The following is a 16,101-nucleotide window of genomic DNA, read 5'->3' as shown; positions in this document are numbered from 1 at the left end:
GTATGTGCCCTTGCTTCTTTTTACATCGTAAAAAGGAGAACATCATGCATACATTTCGATCAAACCAGCGTCACTCCAAACGGCCGCTATTATGGCTGCTCTTCAGTCTGTTGATGACACCCATGATATTGGCGTCACCGGCACAGTATAAGGGGGTCAAGGTTACCGCGTTACCCGATGCCAGTCAGGCCGATTTTCAAGTGGGTTTTGCGGCATTGGCGCACAATAAATACATGAGTGCCAATCGGTTATTCAGCCATATTACCGAGCAGCAACCGAATAATCCTCTGGGATGGTTAGCACTGAGTTTTGCGCCTACTTCAGCGGAGCAATTTAGTCAGGCGGTTAAGAAAGCCAAGTCTTTAAACAAAAAAGCAACGGATGATGAAAAGTTGCTGATCGACATTCAGTACTCCTATATCACGGGCGACTCGGAGCAGCGAGTAAAGCTGGTGAATGAGCTGCAAAAGAAAAATAATGACAGCAGTTTTAGTTGGTGGATGAAAGGTCAGGTACTTTCTGATGCCAAGCGCAACGAAGAAGCGCGCGATGCGTTTGCAAAAGCTCATAAGTTGGATAGCTCTCATGTATTGCCTCTGATCGACCTGGGTAATAACTATTTATTTAACGAGCCTCGTGATTTTGTTAAAGCGGAAAAAACCTTTAAAAAGGTTACCGAAATCCAACCGGCCAATGCTTTTGCCCATATAGGACTGGGTGATGCACTTCGAGCGCAGCAGCAACTTGAGCAGGCTAAAATCCATTACACACGGGCATCTCTGGTTGAGCCCACCTTTGGCACCGCGTTTACTAAAAAAGGTCATGTGAATACCTTTTTAGGCCACTTTGATGATGCGGTTGCCGACTACACAAAAGCCATAAAAGTTGCAGAGCCCGAAAATGCCGTTTTTCTTGGCAATTACAAAGCGTTTACCCATTTGTATCAGGATAAACCTATGGATTCGATTTCTGAGTTAAAAAACTGGATTAAAGAAATTGACGCCATGCCCATTAAAACCCATCAAAAAGTTCAAGGTAAAATATTCACCTTAACCAATCTGGCAATGATTCAGCTGCATAATGGTATGACCAAAATGGCGGAGGAAACACTTAACCAGCGTGAAACCTTAATTGAGCGACAAATTACCGAAGTGGATGATAAATTATTTAATCGTCAGCAGCGGGCAAATAATCAATTCTGGCGCGGTTACTTACAGGCAAGACAAGGTAACTTTACTGTTGCCACTAATACCGCCGATAAAATGTATCAACTGTTAACGCCAATTAATGACTCAAGAAAGTACGAAGGCTACCATGAGTTGATGGGCTTTATTTCACTAAAAAGTGAAAAGTGGAATAACGCAGTGGCTCATTATGGCAAAGCCAATCAGGAAAAAGTTTATGTTAAATACCACAAAGCATTAGCGCTGGAACAAAGTGGCGATAAAAAAGAAGCGCATAAATTATTTACTGATGTAAAACAGCATAACTTTAACTCGGTTGGCTATGCGCTTGTACGAGCCGACGCTATCGAAAAGAGTCGTTTTTTAACCGCGTTAGCTGGGTTATAAATTAAACATATTTAAATGTAATAAATATTCTTAATATATAGCCGCTCATGTAAAGTATGATAAAACATGAGCGGCTTTTTAATGTTGATAAACAATATGCTTGAAACAAATGTTGGTTTATTAACGTCTGGTATGTCAGGCCGAGATAAACTTAGGCTAAGACTATTCAGATAAAGACTGATTTAGGTAAGACTGCTCTAAGTAAAGACTGAGCCAGATTAAGGTCGAGCCCAAGTTAAGAGCATCATGATAATAAACGACATATTTGTCTTAAAACATTCTGTCAGACTTCACTTTAATCATACGAACGGAGATACTTTTTATGACTCAACGAACTGCCAGGTGCCTGTGTGGCGAAGTAACCCTAAGTGTTTCATCGAATAATAATGAAATGAGTGTCTGTCATTGTCGTACTTGTCGCCAATGGGGTGGAGGTCCCTTAATGGCCGTTCACTGTGGCACCAATGTGGGCATTAGTCATGAAAAAAATGTCACGCTGTATAACTCATCCGATTGGGCTGAGCGGGCATTTTGTAATTCTTGTGGAACGCATTTATTTTATCGGCTTAAAGGTGTTAATGAGCACATTATCCCTGCAGGATTATTTGAACAGCAAGACTTTCATTTTTCCGAACAAATTTTTATAGATAAAAAGCCATCGTTCTATGAATTTTCCAATCAGACCGATTGTTTAACCGAGCAACAGGTGTTTGAAAAATACGCCCCTTAAATGTGAGCGTTAAACATTTACAATAGCCTTGTCATCGGACGCTTTGTAACGTTCAAATAATGTTTCTATGGATTCTTTATTTTCGTCGATATCTTTTTGTTTTAAAAAGTCGGCGTTATACAGTTTTGAATAGGAACGTTCGCCCAGATCGCAAGCAAAGGTAACAATGGTTTTGCCTTTGCCTGATTTAGCGGCGACCATTAATGCGCCAGCAAGGTTTAATGCCGAACTGCTGCCAAGAACCAGACCATCGGCATCGCGTACTGCGCGTGACACCGTAACCAAATCCTGATCGGGCAGATTAATCGCTTTATCAATGTTTGCTTCTCTAAAGTTTGCAACCGTACGCATAATGCCAATGCCTTCGGTAAATGAACTGCCCGATGACTGATAAGTTCCTTGTTTTAGGTAGTGATATATTCCCGACCCATCAGGATCAACCAGCCAACATTTGATATTAGAATCTTGTTGCTTTAAATATTTTGAGGTGCCGCCAATGGTACCTGCTGTTCCGCAAACGGAAACTATTGCGTCAATTTTACCGTCGGTTTGTTGCCAGATTTCAGGGCCGGTATGCAAATAATGAGCGCGCATATTACTGGTGTTTTCAAACTGATTCGCCCACCAGTAGTTATCGTTTTGTTCTGCAATACGGCGGGCGGTGTGATAAAAGTGGTTGTCGTCTGCAAAAGGGCAAGGATCAACCAGATGCAACTCAGAGCCGTGTAAAGCAATCATGCGTTCTTTTTCTGGCGTTTGCCCACTCGGCATAACCGTCAGCATTTTAAAGCCCAATGCTTTAGCTACCAGTGCCAAACCGATGCCTGTGTTACCGGCGGTGCCTTCAACAATGGTCATTCCCGGTTTTAGATCGCCACTTTCCATAGCGTCTTTAACCATTTGCAGTGCTGCGCGATCTTTTATGGAGCCGCCCGGATTTTGGAACTCACACTTAACGTAAATATCGCATCCGGTTAAGTTTGATAAGGACTGAACCTTTAATAGATCGGTGTTACCAATTAGTTCGGCTACATTTTGTCGGGTTGTTGTCATAGTGAGATATGTTTATCGTTTTGGCAAAGGCGCAGTATAACAAAGAGCTTGTGCGCTTTTTAGTCCGACAGCAGTATTTTATAAAATAGTGAGTAATGAGATATTAATTTTAGGAATTCGAATTTGAATGATACTGAAGTTAAAAGTTATTGAATGTGAAAGAGGCAGATTTTAAAGGACTGGTGATCTATGGGATAAGACTAACTCGTAGAATAGTGGCTTATAATTTTGTAAAAATTTTGGTTTAATTTTACAGTGCTAATTAAAAGGTCACTAGACAAAAAGACAATATAGCTTTGTCATGATTGGTTTTTCTGGTTTTAGAGTGACTTAATTAAGCTCAAAATTATTCATACCGCACACAGCCACTGGCATGGAAGCCAGTGGAAGTTATTGTCAGCCATGGAAGGCTGTCAATAACGGTGTGTTGACAGGTATGAGTGATTTTGAGGTACCCGTAGGGCTTAATTGTTGGAGCGTAGGGCCTTTTATTCCGGGCATCCTGCCCTCCACCTTTCAGGCCAGCTAACGCTGTTCAAATTCGTTCCCGACGAATTTGTGCCTTCTTTTTGGCTAAGCTACATGGATGTAGTGAATGCAGTTAATGCAGGAGCAATTAACTGCCAGAAAAAGAAGGTCGCCCAGAAAGGCGAAACAGAGGTAATGAAATAAAAGTAGATGTTAATCTGTTGATTGGATTTATCTTTTTAAATATCGACTGTCCACTTAAATTGTGTTCTTTTCATATTGCTGCCAGAACGAGTTATATCTTATGTAATTAATAATATATCGATTCAAGGTAAGACTGATTCGTAGAATAGTGGTTTATAGTTAATCGTATGAAAATTATGCTAGAGTTAAATAAAGCAGTAACCGAAACAATCGTATTAATTAACCTTTAAATATCGAGGTGCTTTATTCAAAGTAAATTACACATTACTGATCAGAACGGACAAAATCAAACAAGATTTGCCATAGGTGACTCGATTCACTTTACAGTTGAAGTGATCAATACATCATCGAAGCATGTTAATTTTCAAACCAATCAACCGGGTTTTGATATCAAGCTGATGAATAACGGCCAGGAAGTTTGGTCAGCTTTTTATAATCAGCTGTTTATGCAGGTGATGATGGAGCATCAATTGGCGCCGGGTGAGTCCATGCGCTTTAATGCGCAGTGTGAGGGTAATGATAATCAGGGTGAGCCATTAACGGCTGGTTCTTATCAGGTGGTTCCAGAGCTGGTGTTGTTTTTGGATAACAAGCGATTATCGCCGCCAGCGTCCGAAGATATTCTCTTGAAATAACGTGTAAAATTTAGACTGTACTCTTACAGTGCCAATCAAAAGAGTTCTAGATTAGCAGACAATATAGTTTCGTCATAATTCGTTTTTCTGGTTTTAGAGTGACTCAATTAAGCTCAAAATTATTCATACCTCACACATCCACTGGCATGGACGCCAGTGGAAGTTATTGTCAGCCATGGAAGGCTGTCAATAACGGTGTGTTGACAGGTATGAGTGATTTTGAGGAACCCGCAGGGCTTAATTGTTGGAACGCAGGGCCTTTTGCCTTCTTTTTGGCTCTTGAAAAAGAAGGTCGCCCAAAAGGGCGAAACAAAGGCAATGAGATAAAAATAGATGTTAATCTGTTGTTTAATTCATAGTTTTTAAAATATCGACAGTCCACTTTAATCGTGTTCTTTTCAAATTGCTGCCAGATCGAGTTATACCTTATGCAAATAACGTTTATATTTACAGATTTTAAACTAAAAGACTTACTCATTAAAAAAATTACCTCTTAGTGCTTACTAAGAGGTAATTAAGAAAAACGATTACTCTGCTTTCGCCTTGGCCTGTTTTACCATAGCCTTAACGTCATTCAGTAACTCTTGAGCATCAAACACAATACCATCTTTAATGGTGTATTTAATACCGTTTGTGCGCATCGGCTGGTTTTTGTCATTTAGTTTAAAGTGTCCGGTTCCATAAAGTACTTTAAAATTGTTTAATGGATTTTCTTTAATGACAACCATATCTGCCAGCTTGCCCACTTCAATGCTGCCAATTTTATCGTCCATATTAAGAACTTCGGCACCATTGATGGTGGCTGACTTAATCACTTCTAACGGATGAAACCCGGCTTCTTGTAGCAGTTCAAGTTCGCGTATAAAACCGAATCCGTAAACTTTATATATGTAACCGGAGTCGGAACCTGTGGTGACCCGTCCGCCGTGATTTTTATAATCATTCACAAACGTCATCCAGCGCTGATAATTATTTTTCCAGTTCACTTCATCTTCGGTTGTCCAGTCAAACCAATAGGAGCCATGAGCGTATCGACTCGGTTCAAAAAACTTCCATAAGCTTGGCAGAGTGTATTCATCGTGCCAGATGGCCTGACGTTCACGCATTAAATCGCGGCTGGCTTCGTAGATGGTAAATGTAGGGTTAAGTGTAAAGTCGAGCTTGATAAGTTCATCACGAACCTGATTCCATTTTTCTGATCCCGGTTCGGCGGCTTGTAACCAGAGCTTTCCGGCTTCGCCAAAACGGTGTTGTTCGTTCTGATAATTGTAGTCGGCGGGATAATCCTGGATCACTTCATTATCAAACATGGCCTCTGGTAAACCGTACCAGTGTTCCATGCTGGTAAGACCAAGCCGGGCACTGATTAACGCGTTCATACGAACCACATCAATTTGTGCATGATGCATGGTGGTGGTCATATCGTATTTTTTAGCGCGCTCGATAGCGGCTTTAATGTATTCCGGCTTTGCACCGAAAAATTTAATGCCTTTGGCACCGTCGTCGGCGATATCATCCACCCAGTCTTCAACCTGATCAGCAGAGGTAAAGGGTTTGTCCCGTCCCATTCCAAAACCGGCATAAGGGACTAAACGGGGTGCGGTGATTTTATTTTGGTCGCTCCATTGCTTATGTTTTAAGGTCCATTTAAGGCCATTAAAACTGCCGGGTTCACGAACCGTTGTCACACCATGAGCCAACCACAATTTTAAAACGTATTCCGCCGGTGTTCCCTGAGCGCTACCACCAAGGTGGCCGTGCATATCAACAAATCCGGGAAGAATGTAATGGCCAGTTAAGTCGATTTCACGTGCGTTGGCACTGGCTTTTGGGCGCTTGCCTTTAATTGGGACGCCGGGGTTTCCGACCACCGCAATATTCACGATTTTATTACCTTCAATTACAATATCCACTGGGCCAATGGGCGGTGCACCATGCCCGGCAATTACCGTTGCGCCCCGTAAAATCAGTTGTTCATAGGGGCCTTCACCGCGTTTGCGCTCTGGCGCATCGGTTACGGCTGCAATGGATGTATTAAGCATCAGAAAAGACGCAAAAATAATGAGTAGACGCATTTTATGGATCTCCAGCTTTTTAATGCGCTATACGTTACGGTAAAGGCGGGGGATTCTCAACTGTTAAGCTGTGACAAAATATAATGGTCGGACGATGTAGGGTGTTCGTTGAATGGACATCAACGTTAAGAGACGGTTACTTTTATATGTTAAAGATTTCAAATGCTAAAAACGCCCATCATAACGATGAGCGTTTTGGAGTAACATTATTTGATCAGTGGTGACCTTTCATGGCGTGCTTTTTATGGCGTTTATGTTTACGTTTTTCTTTAAACTTGGCCATTTTTTCTTGCTGTTCGGCCGTTAGCTGTTGGTTGACACTGGCTTTGGTACGCTTATGCAACATCATTAACTCGGCTTTATGTTCGGCCATTTCAGCGGTTAAGGATTTTACTTTAGCTTCATCAACAGTGTCTTGTTTCATGGTGTTATGAAGTTGTTTTTTCAGGTCGTGCAGACTGGTTTTAAACGGTTTGGCTTCTGCTTTGGCGGAAGACATAATTTCTTTAATCGCGGTGTACTGGCTATCGGTTAATTCCAGCTTCTTTTTCATCATTTCCAGTTTGTCATGATGGTGATCATGATTTGGCCCTGCCATTAAGGCTAGTGGTGATAAGGCCAATAAAGCTGCGGCCAGTAATTGAGTCAGTTGTTTCATAATATTCTCCTGATGAGTTGTGATTCCAGTGTTGTTTTAAAGACTGCTCTTGTTGCTTAAATCAACCTTTCCCGTCTTTTAACCCTATCGTTAAATAAAGACGGCTTTAGGTAAGATTGTTTTCATGTCGACAGTTTCAGTGTAATGGCAGAAGTGCAAAGTTGAGTGTTGCTAATGTAAAGGTTGTGTAAAGACCCATGAATATTCTTTACAAAAGCCAGGCGCTATTTGCGTTATACTGAATGGGTGTTTTGCCCGCTTTAGAGTAAAAGAATGCAAAAAATATTATTGGTTGATGACGACATAGAGTTGTGTGAACTGCTGGTGGATTATTTATCGCAGGAAGGATTTGCGGTGGATACGGTGCACGATGGTGACTCCGCCGCACAAACGCTTGCCGCCAACCCTTACGACTTAATGATTCTGGATGTGATGCTGCCAAAGAAAAATGGCTTTGATGTGTTACGGGAAGTCAGTTTTGAAAAACGCCCGCCGGTTCTTATGCTCACCGCCAAAGGTGATGAAGTCGACCGAATACTGGGGCTGGAAATGGGCGCAGACGATTACCTGTCGAAACCTTGCAATCCTCGTGAACTGACGGCACGCATTCGCAGTATTATTCGTCGAACCCATGCTGTACCGCCGCAATTAAAGTCCGATACACGAGCCGAAGAGCTGGTGTTGAATGATTTGGTGATTAATGGCAGTCGACGTCTGGTTTATGTGGGCAAAACAGAAATTGAATTAACCGCAACCGAGTTTCAAATTCTTTACCTACTGGCACAGAACGCCGGAGAACTGGTCACACGAGAGAGCATCAGTGAACAATGCATGGGACGCCGATTAATGGCGTTTGATCGCAGCATCGATATGCACATCAGTCATTTGCGGCGAAAGCTCGGGCCCGATCAGCAACAACAAGAACGAATCAAAACCATACGGGGTGTGGGGTATCAGTATGTGGCCATTTAGTCGGTTAAGTTTATTCTGGCGCATTTTCTTATGGTTCTGGTTGGCCATGGCCTTAATGGTGGTGGCAACATTTTTTAGTTGGATGTTAAGTCGTGACGGCATTAACTTTCATAAGGCGGATCGCAATATTGTTGCGGTAATGGATAAGCTGGCTTATGTGCTGGAATCCGATATGCCCAAGCCTCGAAAAAAACGGGTGGTAAAAAAATTATTAAATTCTTTTGCGCCGCCAATGTTTCGCGATCGTCATCCTTCGGATAATCCCTTTAAACCCTATTACCTGATCGATGAACAGTTAAAAGATCGCAACAACGAACTAGCGCCAGAAGCGGCTATCGCGTTAATTAAGCATAAGCATCATAAAAAGAAAGGCTATTCACCGGTAAAAATTGCCATACAGGGCGACTTGATTTTTATTGGTCCGAAGCCGGTGTTAATTGATGGTAAAACCTATCAGTTATTTATTGCGCAACACATTGGCCGTTTTAAAGGCCGCATGTTATTGCATATTTTACACAGCGTTTCCTGGTGGCAGTTTGTGGTGTATTTCTTATTGAGCGGAATCCTCTGTTTTGGACTCGCGTGGTCATTAACCCGCCCGATAAAAGTATTGCAGTCGGCCTCCAGGAAAATAGCCAATGGTGAACCCACGTCGGCAAAGCAAAAAATGGGGCAACGTCGCGATGAGTTTTATCACCTGGCGGATGACTTCGATAAAATGTCGAGCAAAATATTAAACACCATCAACAGTCAGAAACAATTACTGAGTGATGTGTCTCACGAATTACGCTCACCGCTAACACGGATTCAAATTACACTGGGGCTGCTCGACAAAGAATTGGGAAATGGTGAAGGCAAACACATTGAACGGATTGAACGTGAATGTCAGCGCATGGATGAAATGATTGGTCAGCTATTAAATATTGCTGCATTGGAACGAGGGCAGGTGTATGAAGAAGAGCAAACCATTCAACTTAATCAATTAATTGACGACATACTTAAGGATGCTTCGTTTGAAGCCACAGAAAAACAAATTGCTTTTGAAATAAATAAAGCAGTTGATGGCGAGTCATTTGAATATGAAAAAAACTCCATGGCGTTAACTGGTTATTATCATCTACTCTACAGTGCAATAGAAAATATTGTGAGAAACGCCATTCGTTATTCGCCAGAAAAAGGCACTGTCAATATTTCGTTAACTCAACAAGGTAACGAAGCCGTGATTGCCATTGCTGATCAAGGTGAAGGGGTCGATCAGACGGATCTGGATAATATTTTTAAACCTTTCTTTCGCACCGATCAGGCTCGTGCACGTGAACAGGGTGGTGCTGGCTTAGGACTGGCTATCTCCTGTCGGGCCATTAAAGCGCACGGCGGACGTATATCGGCTGAAATTAATCATCCACACGGTTTACTGGTCGTGATCCAGTTACCCTTGTTAAAACAGGGATAATTGTTACATGGATATTTGCTAGATAGATGATTGCTACATAGATAATTGCAACATGGACGCCAACCCCTTAGGATAAAGCCCAGTAATTGTTTATAAAAAGGCTGTTCTCAGAACAGCCTTTTAAAAGACCTTTGTATACAGAGCAAAAGCACACGCTGTGGAAAGCCTGCGTTATCGCCAATACCAATACGATAAGTACTGTTTTAGCTTTTATTGAAAAGTATTCACGATAACAGGCTTATCATTTGGATTAATCCAGGATAAACCGATAAGTGATCAATCATGAGTGATAATTTTTCATCGAAAAAGTCGGCTTCATCGGAAAAGTCAGACTCATCGAAAAAAACTGGTTCTTCAGAAGAGTCCGAATCTGCAAAAGAGTCAGGCTCAATTAAAAGCACCGATTTAACTAATCAAAGCGAATCGCCAAAAGTGATTGCCGTACCCGGCTGGATGCTGCCCGGTATTGTGGTTGTTGGCTCTGTGTTTATTTTGGCATCGGCAAAAGCATTTTTATTGCCTTTGGTCGCCTCCTGCTTATTGGCATTAACCTTATCGCCTGCAGTTTATCAATTAGGGCGCCTTGGCATACCACGGTTTATCAACAGTTTGCTGATGGTTTTAATCAGTGCGGGGTTAATTGTACTGGCGGTATGGGTGATCGCTCCAGCCATTGTAAAGTGGGTAGAGCGAGCTCCAGAACAAATTGTCTCGGTTGTTGACAGTGATCGTGAGTTAAAAGACACCATTCACTCATTAAAAGAAACATCTGAAAAAGTCACAAAGGCAGTGGAAGATATTGTGCAAAGTCCACCAAAAAACACCACTGTTGTACAAGGCGATAACTGGTCGGAAACGGCATTAAGTTTATTGCAACAAGGACTGGGCGCAACTTTGGTGATTATGACGCTAACGTTTTTTTTATTATCCAACGGTAATTTACTCATTTTAAATTTAGTCAGACAGTCAGCTAAAAAACCGCATCGACGCAGACTGATTAAGTTGTTTCGTAAATTGCGTTTTGAAGTGGGGCGTTATCTGGGCGCGGTGTTTTTAATTAACCTGACCGTTGGTTTGGTCACCAGTGCCATTATGTGGTTTTTTGATGTGCCCATGCCCTGGGTTTGGGCGGTGCTGGTCACCTTAATGCGCTTTATTCCTTATGTGGGGGTAAGCATGGTGGCCATATTAATCTTTCTGGTATCGATCACTCACTTTGGCCATTTGATTCCCGCGGTGTTACCGCCGCTGAGCTTTTTGGTGTTGTCATCCATAACCGGACTGTTCATTGATCCAATGGTGCATGGTGTACGTTTAAAAGTGAACCCGGTGATCGTTTTTATATCGGTCATCTTTTGGGGCTGGTTATGGGGCATTGCAGGGGCAATACTGGCAGTGCCCATGTTAACAATTATTTTGGTGGTTTCAGATTGTATGAACTGGAAACGATTTTACAGTGTGGTTCATGCGAAGTGATGATTATTAAGATTATTAAGATTATTAAGATTATTAAGATTATTTAAGATTATTGAAATTACTAAATTATAAAGATAATAAGTTAACTATAATACTCTAACAGGAGCGCCCTACAAGCATTTATGTTTTCATATTTTATTTTATTTATGTCGTCATTTTTGGCCGCGACTATTTTACCCTTTTATTCGGAAGTGGTGTTGTATGCGATGTACAAGCAAGGTGATCCTGGCTGGCTGCTGGTAATTGTCGCCACTGCCGGTAATACATTGGGCGCAGTGGTAAATTGGGTATTAGGTCGTTATTTATTGCATTTTCAAGACAGAAAATGGTTCTACTTTAAACCAGCGCAAATTGAAAAATCCCGTAAGTGGTTTCAAAAGTACGGGGTATGGAGTTTGTTATTTGCCTGGTTACCATTAGGCGGCGATGTATTAACCCTAATTGCCGGTATTATGAAGGTACGCCTGCCAATCTTTTTGCTATTGGTGGGTATTGGTAAATCACTGCGATATATATTTGTTATCTATTTAAGTGCCTGGATGATGTCGCTGATTTAATGTTATTGAGCGTTAAACGAAATAGTGCAGGTTATGAATAAGTCAGAATGGATTTGGACTAAACTAGGTTACGCTCTTATTGGCATTTTAGCGGGTAGCATCTGGTGCCTTATATTTATTCCCTTTATCAATTTTATAAATGCAGATATTCAAAGTGCAGTAATTTTTAAAATTTTTGTTATTACTTTTGTGGCTGTCGCTCTAATTAATGAAAAGCTTATTGGACGTGCTGGTATAGGAGCCTTATACGCTTTATATGGACTTATCTCGAGCTTCTTTGGCTCAGAAATTGGTGACGTGTCAACCAAGGGAAGCAAACAATTTACAAAGGAGTTAGCCACATGCATTGTATTGGGCTGTGTTTCTGCGTTGATTGTAATTATTAGCCATTATTAGTCCAAAATACGTAGGTTGTTGTACAGCCACGGTTTATTAATCCTGTTATTATTTGGGTAGCTAGAAATGTATGGTGAGTTGCTAAGTCAGTATAATAGTATTTGACAGTTCTGCCCCCGCTCTTCGGGAAGCTTATTATATCACCTAAACCGAACAAAATAGCCTTCGCCATTCTCTAAGGAAATTCCCAGAGAGACTTCTTCATGCAAACGCACTGTGACAACTTTAATACTAATTCGATATTTAAAGGCATTTTACAAAAAATGTGATTTAGACTTGCTATCGCAGTAGTCAAAACTGAATTGTGTTGTGTGGACGTTGGATCGTGTAGTTTAGTTGTTTTAAGGTAAAGCGCTGCCATACTGGAGTTCGAATGGATACTGTATTTGGTGGCGATGGCTGGTTGGATGGACAATACAGGTTATAGGTTAGACATAACCATTTTAGAATTCTCCTTAGACTATATCTATTTGCCTGATTTTTTGGGTATCATAATTACATCGCATAAAAAAATCGGCCCATTAGACCGATTTTCTTAAATCGTTCTGCATTAAGCCGAACGGTTGTGACTTTTCCAACTTAACATATTGGGCTTTAAATTTATATATCTGTAATAAATATGGGAGCCGAACGGTTGTGACAAACTAACTTGGCTCTCCCGAACAGGGGCGGAATCCCTAATAAGGAGCTTCGTAATGACGGTTATAGTTGAATTTAATCTAAATCCATTAAGGTTACGTGTTTATTTTGGGAATAAGTGATTAAGGGGCTTTATGCCCCTTATTATTCAATATGCTTTTTGGATATTGCTAGGTAACTGAAGTAATAGCGGGGCATCCATTAAAGTATGTGGATGTCCCGCACGTCTGGTGAGAAAAAACGACAGCTACGTCGAGTATTAAAAAAGTGAGCGGATCAGTTGTCTCAGCCACTCTAACCACTGAGGTTGGTTTTGCTTCGACAGGCTTATCGATGTGCCATTGCTATCGCCATCAAGATCGAAGTTGGCGTTTTCGTCATAGCTTAATGAACTATGCTGCACATTGGAGATATTATAAGCCACTGTTGCTCTGCGTTTAGTCACAGTGATTGCTACTGTACAGCGACCGTTGCTCGCAGTGGTGCAACTGGCTGAACTGCTCACGTTACGACCGTTCCAATTACCGGAGACTGTGGCGCCGCTGACTAGCTGGCCCAGATTGTCTCGCACTTCAACAGTAACCACTGCCGTCCACTTACGGCCTTGATTGATGGTGTTGCCGTCAAGGTCACTGACATAACTGTTAATGTTGGCATTCGGTGGGTTATCCGTCGAACCGTTATCCAGATTCAGGCCGACAACCACGGCATCGTGATCGGAAGAGCGGTAGGGGTCGGTATAATACAGGCTGCTGATTTGGTAAGCCGATTTATACTCGGTGTTGTAATCGAGCACGCGCGGCTCATCGGAGTTGCTGTGCCAAATCGTAATGCCGCTGACCTGATCGGCGAGTTTGGCACTGGCCAATGCGTGATCGAGATACCCCGATTGCCCCTTAAAAATATAGGAGTAGGTATTGGCGGCACCAATGTGAGTGTCCAATAATTCGATGTAGCCTCCGTTCTTAAGTGCGGTGATCGGATCCTCTTTGGCATAGGCATTCAGGTCGCCGATGATCATAAAGTCTTCATCGCCGCTGTTGGTGGGATCGCCAGCCAGCCATTCGACCATTGCCTCTGTGGCTCTGGTACGTGTCAGGTTACAGTTGCCTTGACCATCACCTGTGTCGGGGTCGTTCATGTCGTCACAGGGTGAGCCCTTGGACTTTAAGTGATTGACTGCGATAGTCATGGTGCCGTCTGAAGCGATTTCACTGAAGGTTTGCGCCAGGGTTGGGCGGTTTTTGCTGTCATTAAATCGTGAATCCACGGACGAATCCAAAATTGCCGCATTGCCGAACGGTGTCACGGTTTCCACGCGATAGATAAAACCAACTGCGATCTCATCAGTGCCGATTGCACTGACACCCGGATCGACAAAGGCGTAGCTAATACCCGAGGAGGCTGCCGCATTCAATCCGTTGACCAGATCTTGAATCGCTGATAATGAGTCATAGCCGTCGTTTTCAATCTCCATCAGCCCAATGATGTCTGCTTCCATGGCTGAAATGGCGGCAATAATCTTGTCTCGCTGACGGATGAATTCTTCTTCGGTATCGGCGCCGCGGGTAGTCGGAAATCCACCGCCCTGGCCATTACCATTGAAATAGTTCAATACGTTGAAGCTGGCAACTTTTAGTGTGCCGCCAACATTGGCTGGTGCCGCAGTACGCAGGTTCTCTTGCACAAAGTTTGGCGTTTGTGTGGCCTGAAGGCGATATTCACTATAAGCGTAGTTGAGTACACCGGTGAGATTGGCTACGGTGTCGCCTGAGCGCACGGTATTGAAGGCCGTTAGCTCCGGATCGGGATAGATGATTGGATCGGGGTTTTGTAGGGTGGAGCCATCATCCAACAGAATGCGATTCAGGTCGTTTTGAGCCTGAATATTATTTGCATCGGTGCCGGGCAGTGCGACATTGGTCGGTGCCATCAGACGACCACCGGAAGAGAGCCATATTTCCCCATAACGACTCAGGTTGTAGTTTTCGGTGACAGTCAATGTTTGATCCAGAGTAACCAGCATGCCCTCGTAGCGTTCCAGTTCGTCACTTGTCGCAAACGGCAAGCTTACTGATGCTGCTGTTGGCAGGATGTTGCCAGAACTCAATACGGTCACTGAGACATTGGTCAACTCGGTGAGTTCGTAGTGCTCCTTTACCTGACCACTGACTTCGACCAGATCGCCGACGTTGACATCTGTACCGCCGTTGCCGGTGTTTACAAATATTCCTTCCGAGGTGAGTGAATCGGTGTCTGCGTCAACATCTTCTTCCTGTAGGAAGAAACCGCTCAACTCATCAGAGTTTTGAAAGTCGCCAACCACAATGGCCTGCACTGTCACGCTTTGGTTTTCCATGGGGCTGCTGGCGCCGCTGCCTTGAATTTCATGGATGTAACTGAAAGAACTTCCGTCTCCGCCGCTGTCACTGCAACTGGCGCTGTGAGCACCTACGGCGTCAAAAGTATCCTGAGCGTAACCATCCCATTCGATGTTGGGGTCAAAGGTGTTATAACCGTCACCATCAGCTACGCAAACACTGGCCTGACGGCGCAACGTATTATTTTGTGTGCTGGTAGACCCGCTTCCCCACCTGGTACCGGGGTCGTAACCGATCTGCCCGATGATGTCGATATCGATACCTCCGTTGAGTAAGGCCACGGCGTCATTACCGTTGTACCAGCTCCCACCGCTGGTCATATCCGCATTATTGATTAGTTGAGGATCGGCTGAACTGTGGGCAACAACAAAGGTATCGCCATCGGCAACGATACCGGTTAAAGCTATGGTGCGACCGGCTGAGCTACTGCCGTTGAAATAGTACTGAAGTTTATAACTGGACAGATCGACCGAAGCCCCAGTACCGTTGAAAATTTCAACCGCTTTGTTATGGCTGCTACCTTCCACATACTCAGAAATAAATAATTCCGTCGGTTGTCCATGGGCGACCTGTAATGTCGCCGCACCAATGAAAAGTGCAGAGGCAACGCTTTGCTTTATTTTTGTTGACATAAACTTACCTTTATTGTGATTTGAATTAAAAAGGGGGAACGCCCTTTCAGATACTCTGGAGTGAGTCAGTTAAATCTGATTGACAACAAGGTGAATTATTTCTTACGAATTTATGAAGGTAATAGTCGATAATCCTTATGGGTTGTTGATTCTGAATAAAATTTAGTCAAAAAACTAAGTTGTAATGCAATCCACGATTTG

Annotated in this window: 14 protein-coding genes; 10 read left to right on the top strand and 4 right to left on the bottom strand. The window is 42.9% G+C overall.

Translation table 11 applies throughout. The annotated features are described in order from the left end of the window. Nucleotides 1-44 precede the first annotated feature (44 nt). Together C8D97_RS07515 and C8D97_RS07510 are read left to right on the top strand one after the other, a co-directional pair. Nucleotides 45-1,571, top strand: coding sequence for a tetratricopeptide repeat protein (locus C8D97_RS07515; RefSeq protein ID WP_170115178.1), 1,527 nt, complete (start codon nt 45-47; stop codon nt 1,569-1,571). A 322-nt stretch (nt 1,572-1,893) separates the two neighbouring features. Beyond that, nucleotides 1,894-2,301, top strand: coding sequence for a GFA family protein (locus C8D97_RS07510; protein ID WP_109763153.1), 408 nt, complete (start codon nt 1,894-1,896; stop codon nt 2,299-2,301). 9 nt (nt 2,302-2,310) lie between these two features. Here the strand turns inward: C8D97_RS07510 and C8D97_RS07505 are convergent, their stop codons facing one another. Next, nucleotides 2,311-3,354, bottom strand: a complete 1,044-nt coding sequence (locus C8D97_RS07505) for a cysteine synthase A (RefSeq protein ID WP_109763152.1) — start codon at nt 3,352-3,354, stop codon at nt 2,311-2,313. A gap of 373 nt (nt 3,355-3,727) precedes the next feature. Here C8D97_RS07505 and C8D97_RS18135 point away from each other — a divergent pair, with 373 nt between their 5' ends. From C8D97_RS18135 to C8D97_RS07490, 3 genes are all read left to right on the top strand, one after another. After that, nucleotides 3,728-3,883 carry a hypothetical protein gene (locus C8D97_RS18135; protein WP_170115177.1) on the top strand — a complete coding sequence of 52 codons (156 nt, stop codon included), beginning with the start codon at nt 3,728-3,730 and terminating at the stop codon, nt 3,881-3,883. Between the two features lie 373 nt (nt 3,884-4,256). Then, the gene (locus tag C8D97_RS07495; protein ID WP_109763150.1) at nt 4,257-4,661 is read left to right on the top strand and encodes a BsuPI-related putative proteinase inhibitor; all 405 of its coding nucleotides are present in this window, start codon (nt 4,257-4,259) and stop codon (nt 4,659-4,661) included. Between the two features lie 98 nt (nt 4,662-4,759). Next, nucleotides 4,760-5,020 (top strand): hypothetical protein, encoded by a 261-nt coding sequence (locus C8D97_RS07490; RefSeq protein WP_146196115.1) that lies wholly within the window; start codon nt 4,760-4,762, stop codon nt 5,018-5,020. Nucleotides 5,021-5,188: 168 nt separating this feature from the next. On the opposite strand, the gene C8D97_RS07485 is transcribed toward C8D97_RS07490, so the two are convergent. Next, on the bottom strand, nt 5,189-6,736 hold the full coding sequence (locus C8D97_RS07485) for an amidohydrolase family protein (RefSeq protein ID WP_109763148.1): 1,548 nt from the start codon (nt 6,734-6,736) through the stop codon (nt 5,189-5,191). Between the two features lie 214 nt (nt 6,737-6,950). After that, nucleotides 6,951-7,394, bottom strand: coding sequence for a Spy/CpxP family protein refolding chaperone (locus tag C8D97_RS07480; RefSeq protein ID WP_109763147.1), 444 nt, complete (start codon nt 7,392-7,394; stop codon nt 6,951-6,953). A 273-nt stretch (nt 7,395-7,667) separates the two neighbouring features. Here C8D97_RS07480 and C8D97_RS07475 point away from each other — a divergent pair, with 273 nt between their 5' ends. From C8D97_RS07475 to C8D97_RS07455, 5 genes are all read left to right on the top strand, one after another. Then, nucleotides 7,668-8,366 carry a response regulator transcription factor gene (locus C8D97_RS07475; protein WP_109763146.1) on the top strand — a complete coding sequence of 233 codons (699 nt, stop codon included), beginning with the start codon at nt 7,668-7,670 and terminating at the stop codon, nt 8,364-8,366. Further along, nucleotides 8,353-9,819: an ATP-binding protein gene (locus C8D97_RS07470; RefSeq protein WP_109763145.1), complete on the top strand. Its 1,467-nt coding sequence runs from the start codon at nt 8,353-8,355 to the stop codon at nt 9,817-9,819. The genes C8D97_RS07475 and C8D97_RS07470 overlap by 14 nt, the downstream gene beginning before the upstream one ends. Nucleotides 9,820-10,101: 282 nt before the next feature. Next, nucleotides 10,102-11,295 (top strand): AI-2E family transporter, encoded by a 1,194-nt coding sequence (locus tag C8D97_RS07465; RefSeq protein WP_109763144.1) that lies wholly within the window; start codon nt 10,102-10,104, stop codon nt 11,293-11,295. A 122-nt stretch (nt 11,296-11,417) separates the two neighbouring features. Continuing rightward, nucleotides 11,418-11,852, top strand: a complete 435-nt coding sequence (locus C8D97_RS07460) for a YqaA family protein (protein ID WP_109763143.1) — start codon at nt 11,418-11,420, stop codon at nt 11,850-11,852. A 33-nt stretch (nt 11,853-11,885) separates the two neighbouring features. After that, nucleotides 11,886-12,248, top strand: coding sequence for a hypothetical protein (locus C8D97_RS07455; RefSeq protein WP_109763142.1), 363 nt, complete (start codon nt 11,886-11,888; stop codon nt 12,246-12,248). Nucleotides 12,249-13,146: 898 nt separating this feature from the next. On the opposite strand, the gene C8D97_RS07450 is transcribed toward C8D97_RS07455, so the two are convergent. Then, the gene (locus C8D97_RS07450; RefSeq protein WP_109763141.1) at nt 13,147-15,900 is read right to left on the bottom strand and encodes an ExeM/NucH family extracellular endonuclease; all 2,754 of its coding nucleotides are present in this window, start codon (nt 15,898-15,900) and stop codon (nt 13,147-13,149) included. Nucleotides 15,901-16,101 lie beyond the last annotated feature (201 nt).

The organism is Pleionea mediterranea, from assembly GCF_003148745.1.
GTDB classification, from domain to species: domain Bacteria; phylum Pseudomonadota; class Gammaproteobacteria; order Enterobacterales; family Kangiellaceae; genus Pleionea; species Pleionea mediterranea.
The sequence above is the reverse complement of the archived record's forward strand: the minus strand, read 5'-3'. Positions and strand labels throughout refer to the sequence as shown.

Excerpts from the sequence above, each read along its gene's own strand:
- C8D97_RS07515 (WP_170115178.1), top strand. The coding sequence starts at position 45 with ATGCATACATTTCGATCAAACCAGCGTCACTCCAAACGGCCGCTATTA.
- C8D97_RS07510 (WP_109763153.1), top strand. The coding sequence starts at position 1,894 with ATGACTCAACGAACTGCCAGGTGCCTGTGTGGCGAAGTAACCCTAAGT.
- C8D97_RS07505 (WP_109763152.1), bottom strand. The coding sequence starts at position 3,354 with ATGACAACAACCCGACAAAATGTAGCCGAACTAATTGGTAACACCGAT.
- C8D97_RS18135 (WP_170115177.1), top strand. The coding sequence starts at position 3,728 with ATGGAAGCCAGTGGAAGTTATTGTCAGCCATGGAAGGCTGTCAATAAC.
- C8D97_RS07485 (WP_109763148.1), bottom strand. The coding sequence starts at position 6,736 with ATGCGTCTACTCATTATTTTTGCGTCTTTTCTGATGCTTAATACATCC.
- C8D97_RS07480 (WP_109763147.1), bottom strand. The coding sequence starts at position 7,394 with ATGAAACAACTGACTCAATTACTGGCCGCAGCTTTATTGGCCTTATCA.
- C8D97_RS07475 (WP_109763146.1), top strand. The coding sequence starts at position 7,668 with ATGCAAAAAATATTATTGGTTGATGACGACATAGAGTTGTGTGAACTG.
- C8D97_RS07470 (WP_109763145.1), top strand. The coding sequence starts at position 8,353 with ATGTGGCCATTTAGTCGGTTAAGTTTATTCTGGCGCATTTTCTTATGG.
- C8D97_RS07465 (WP_109763144.1), top strand. The coding sequence starts at position 10,102 with ATGAGTGATAATTTTTCATCGAAAAAGTCGGCTTCATCGGAAAAGTCA.
- C8D97_RS07460 (WP_109763143.1), top strand. The coding sequence starts at position 11,418 with ATGTTTTCATATTTTATTTTATTTATGTCGTCATTTTTGGCCGCGACT.
- C8D97_RS07455 (WP_109763142.1), top strand. The coding sequence starts at position 11,886 with ATGAATAAGTCAGAATGGATTTGGACTAAACTAGGTTACGCTCTTATT.
- C8D97_RS07450 (WP_109763141.1), bottom strand. The coding sequence starts at position 15,900 with ATGTCAACAAAAATAAAGCAAAGCGTTGCCTCTGCACTTTTCATTGGT.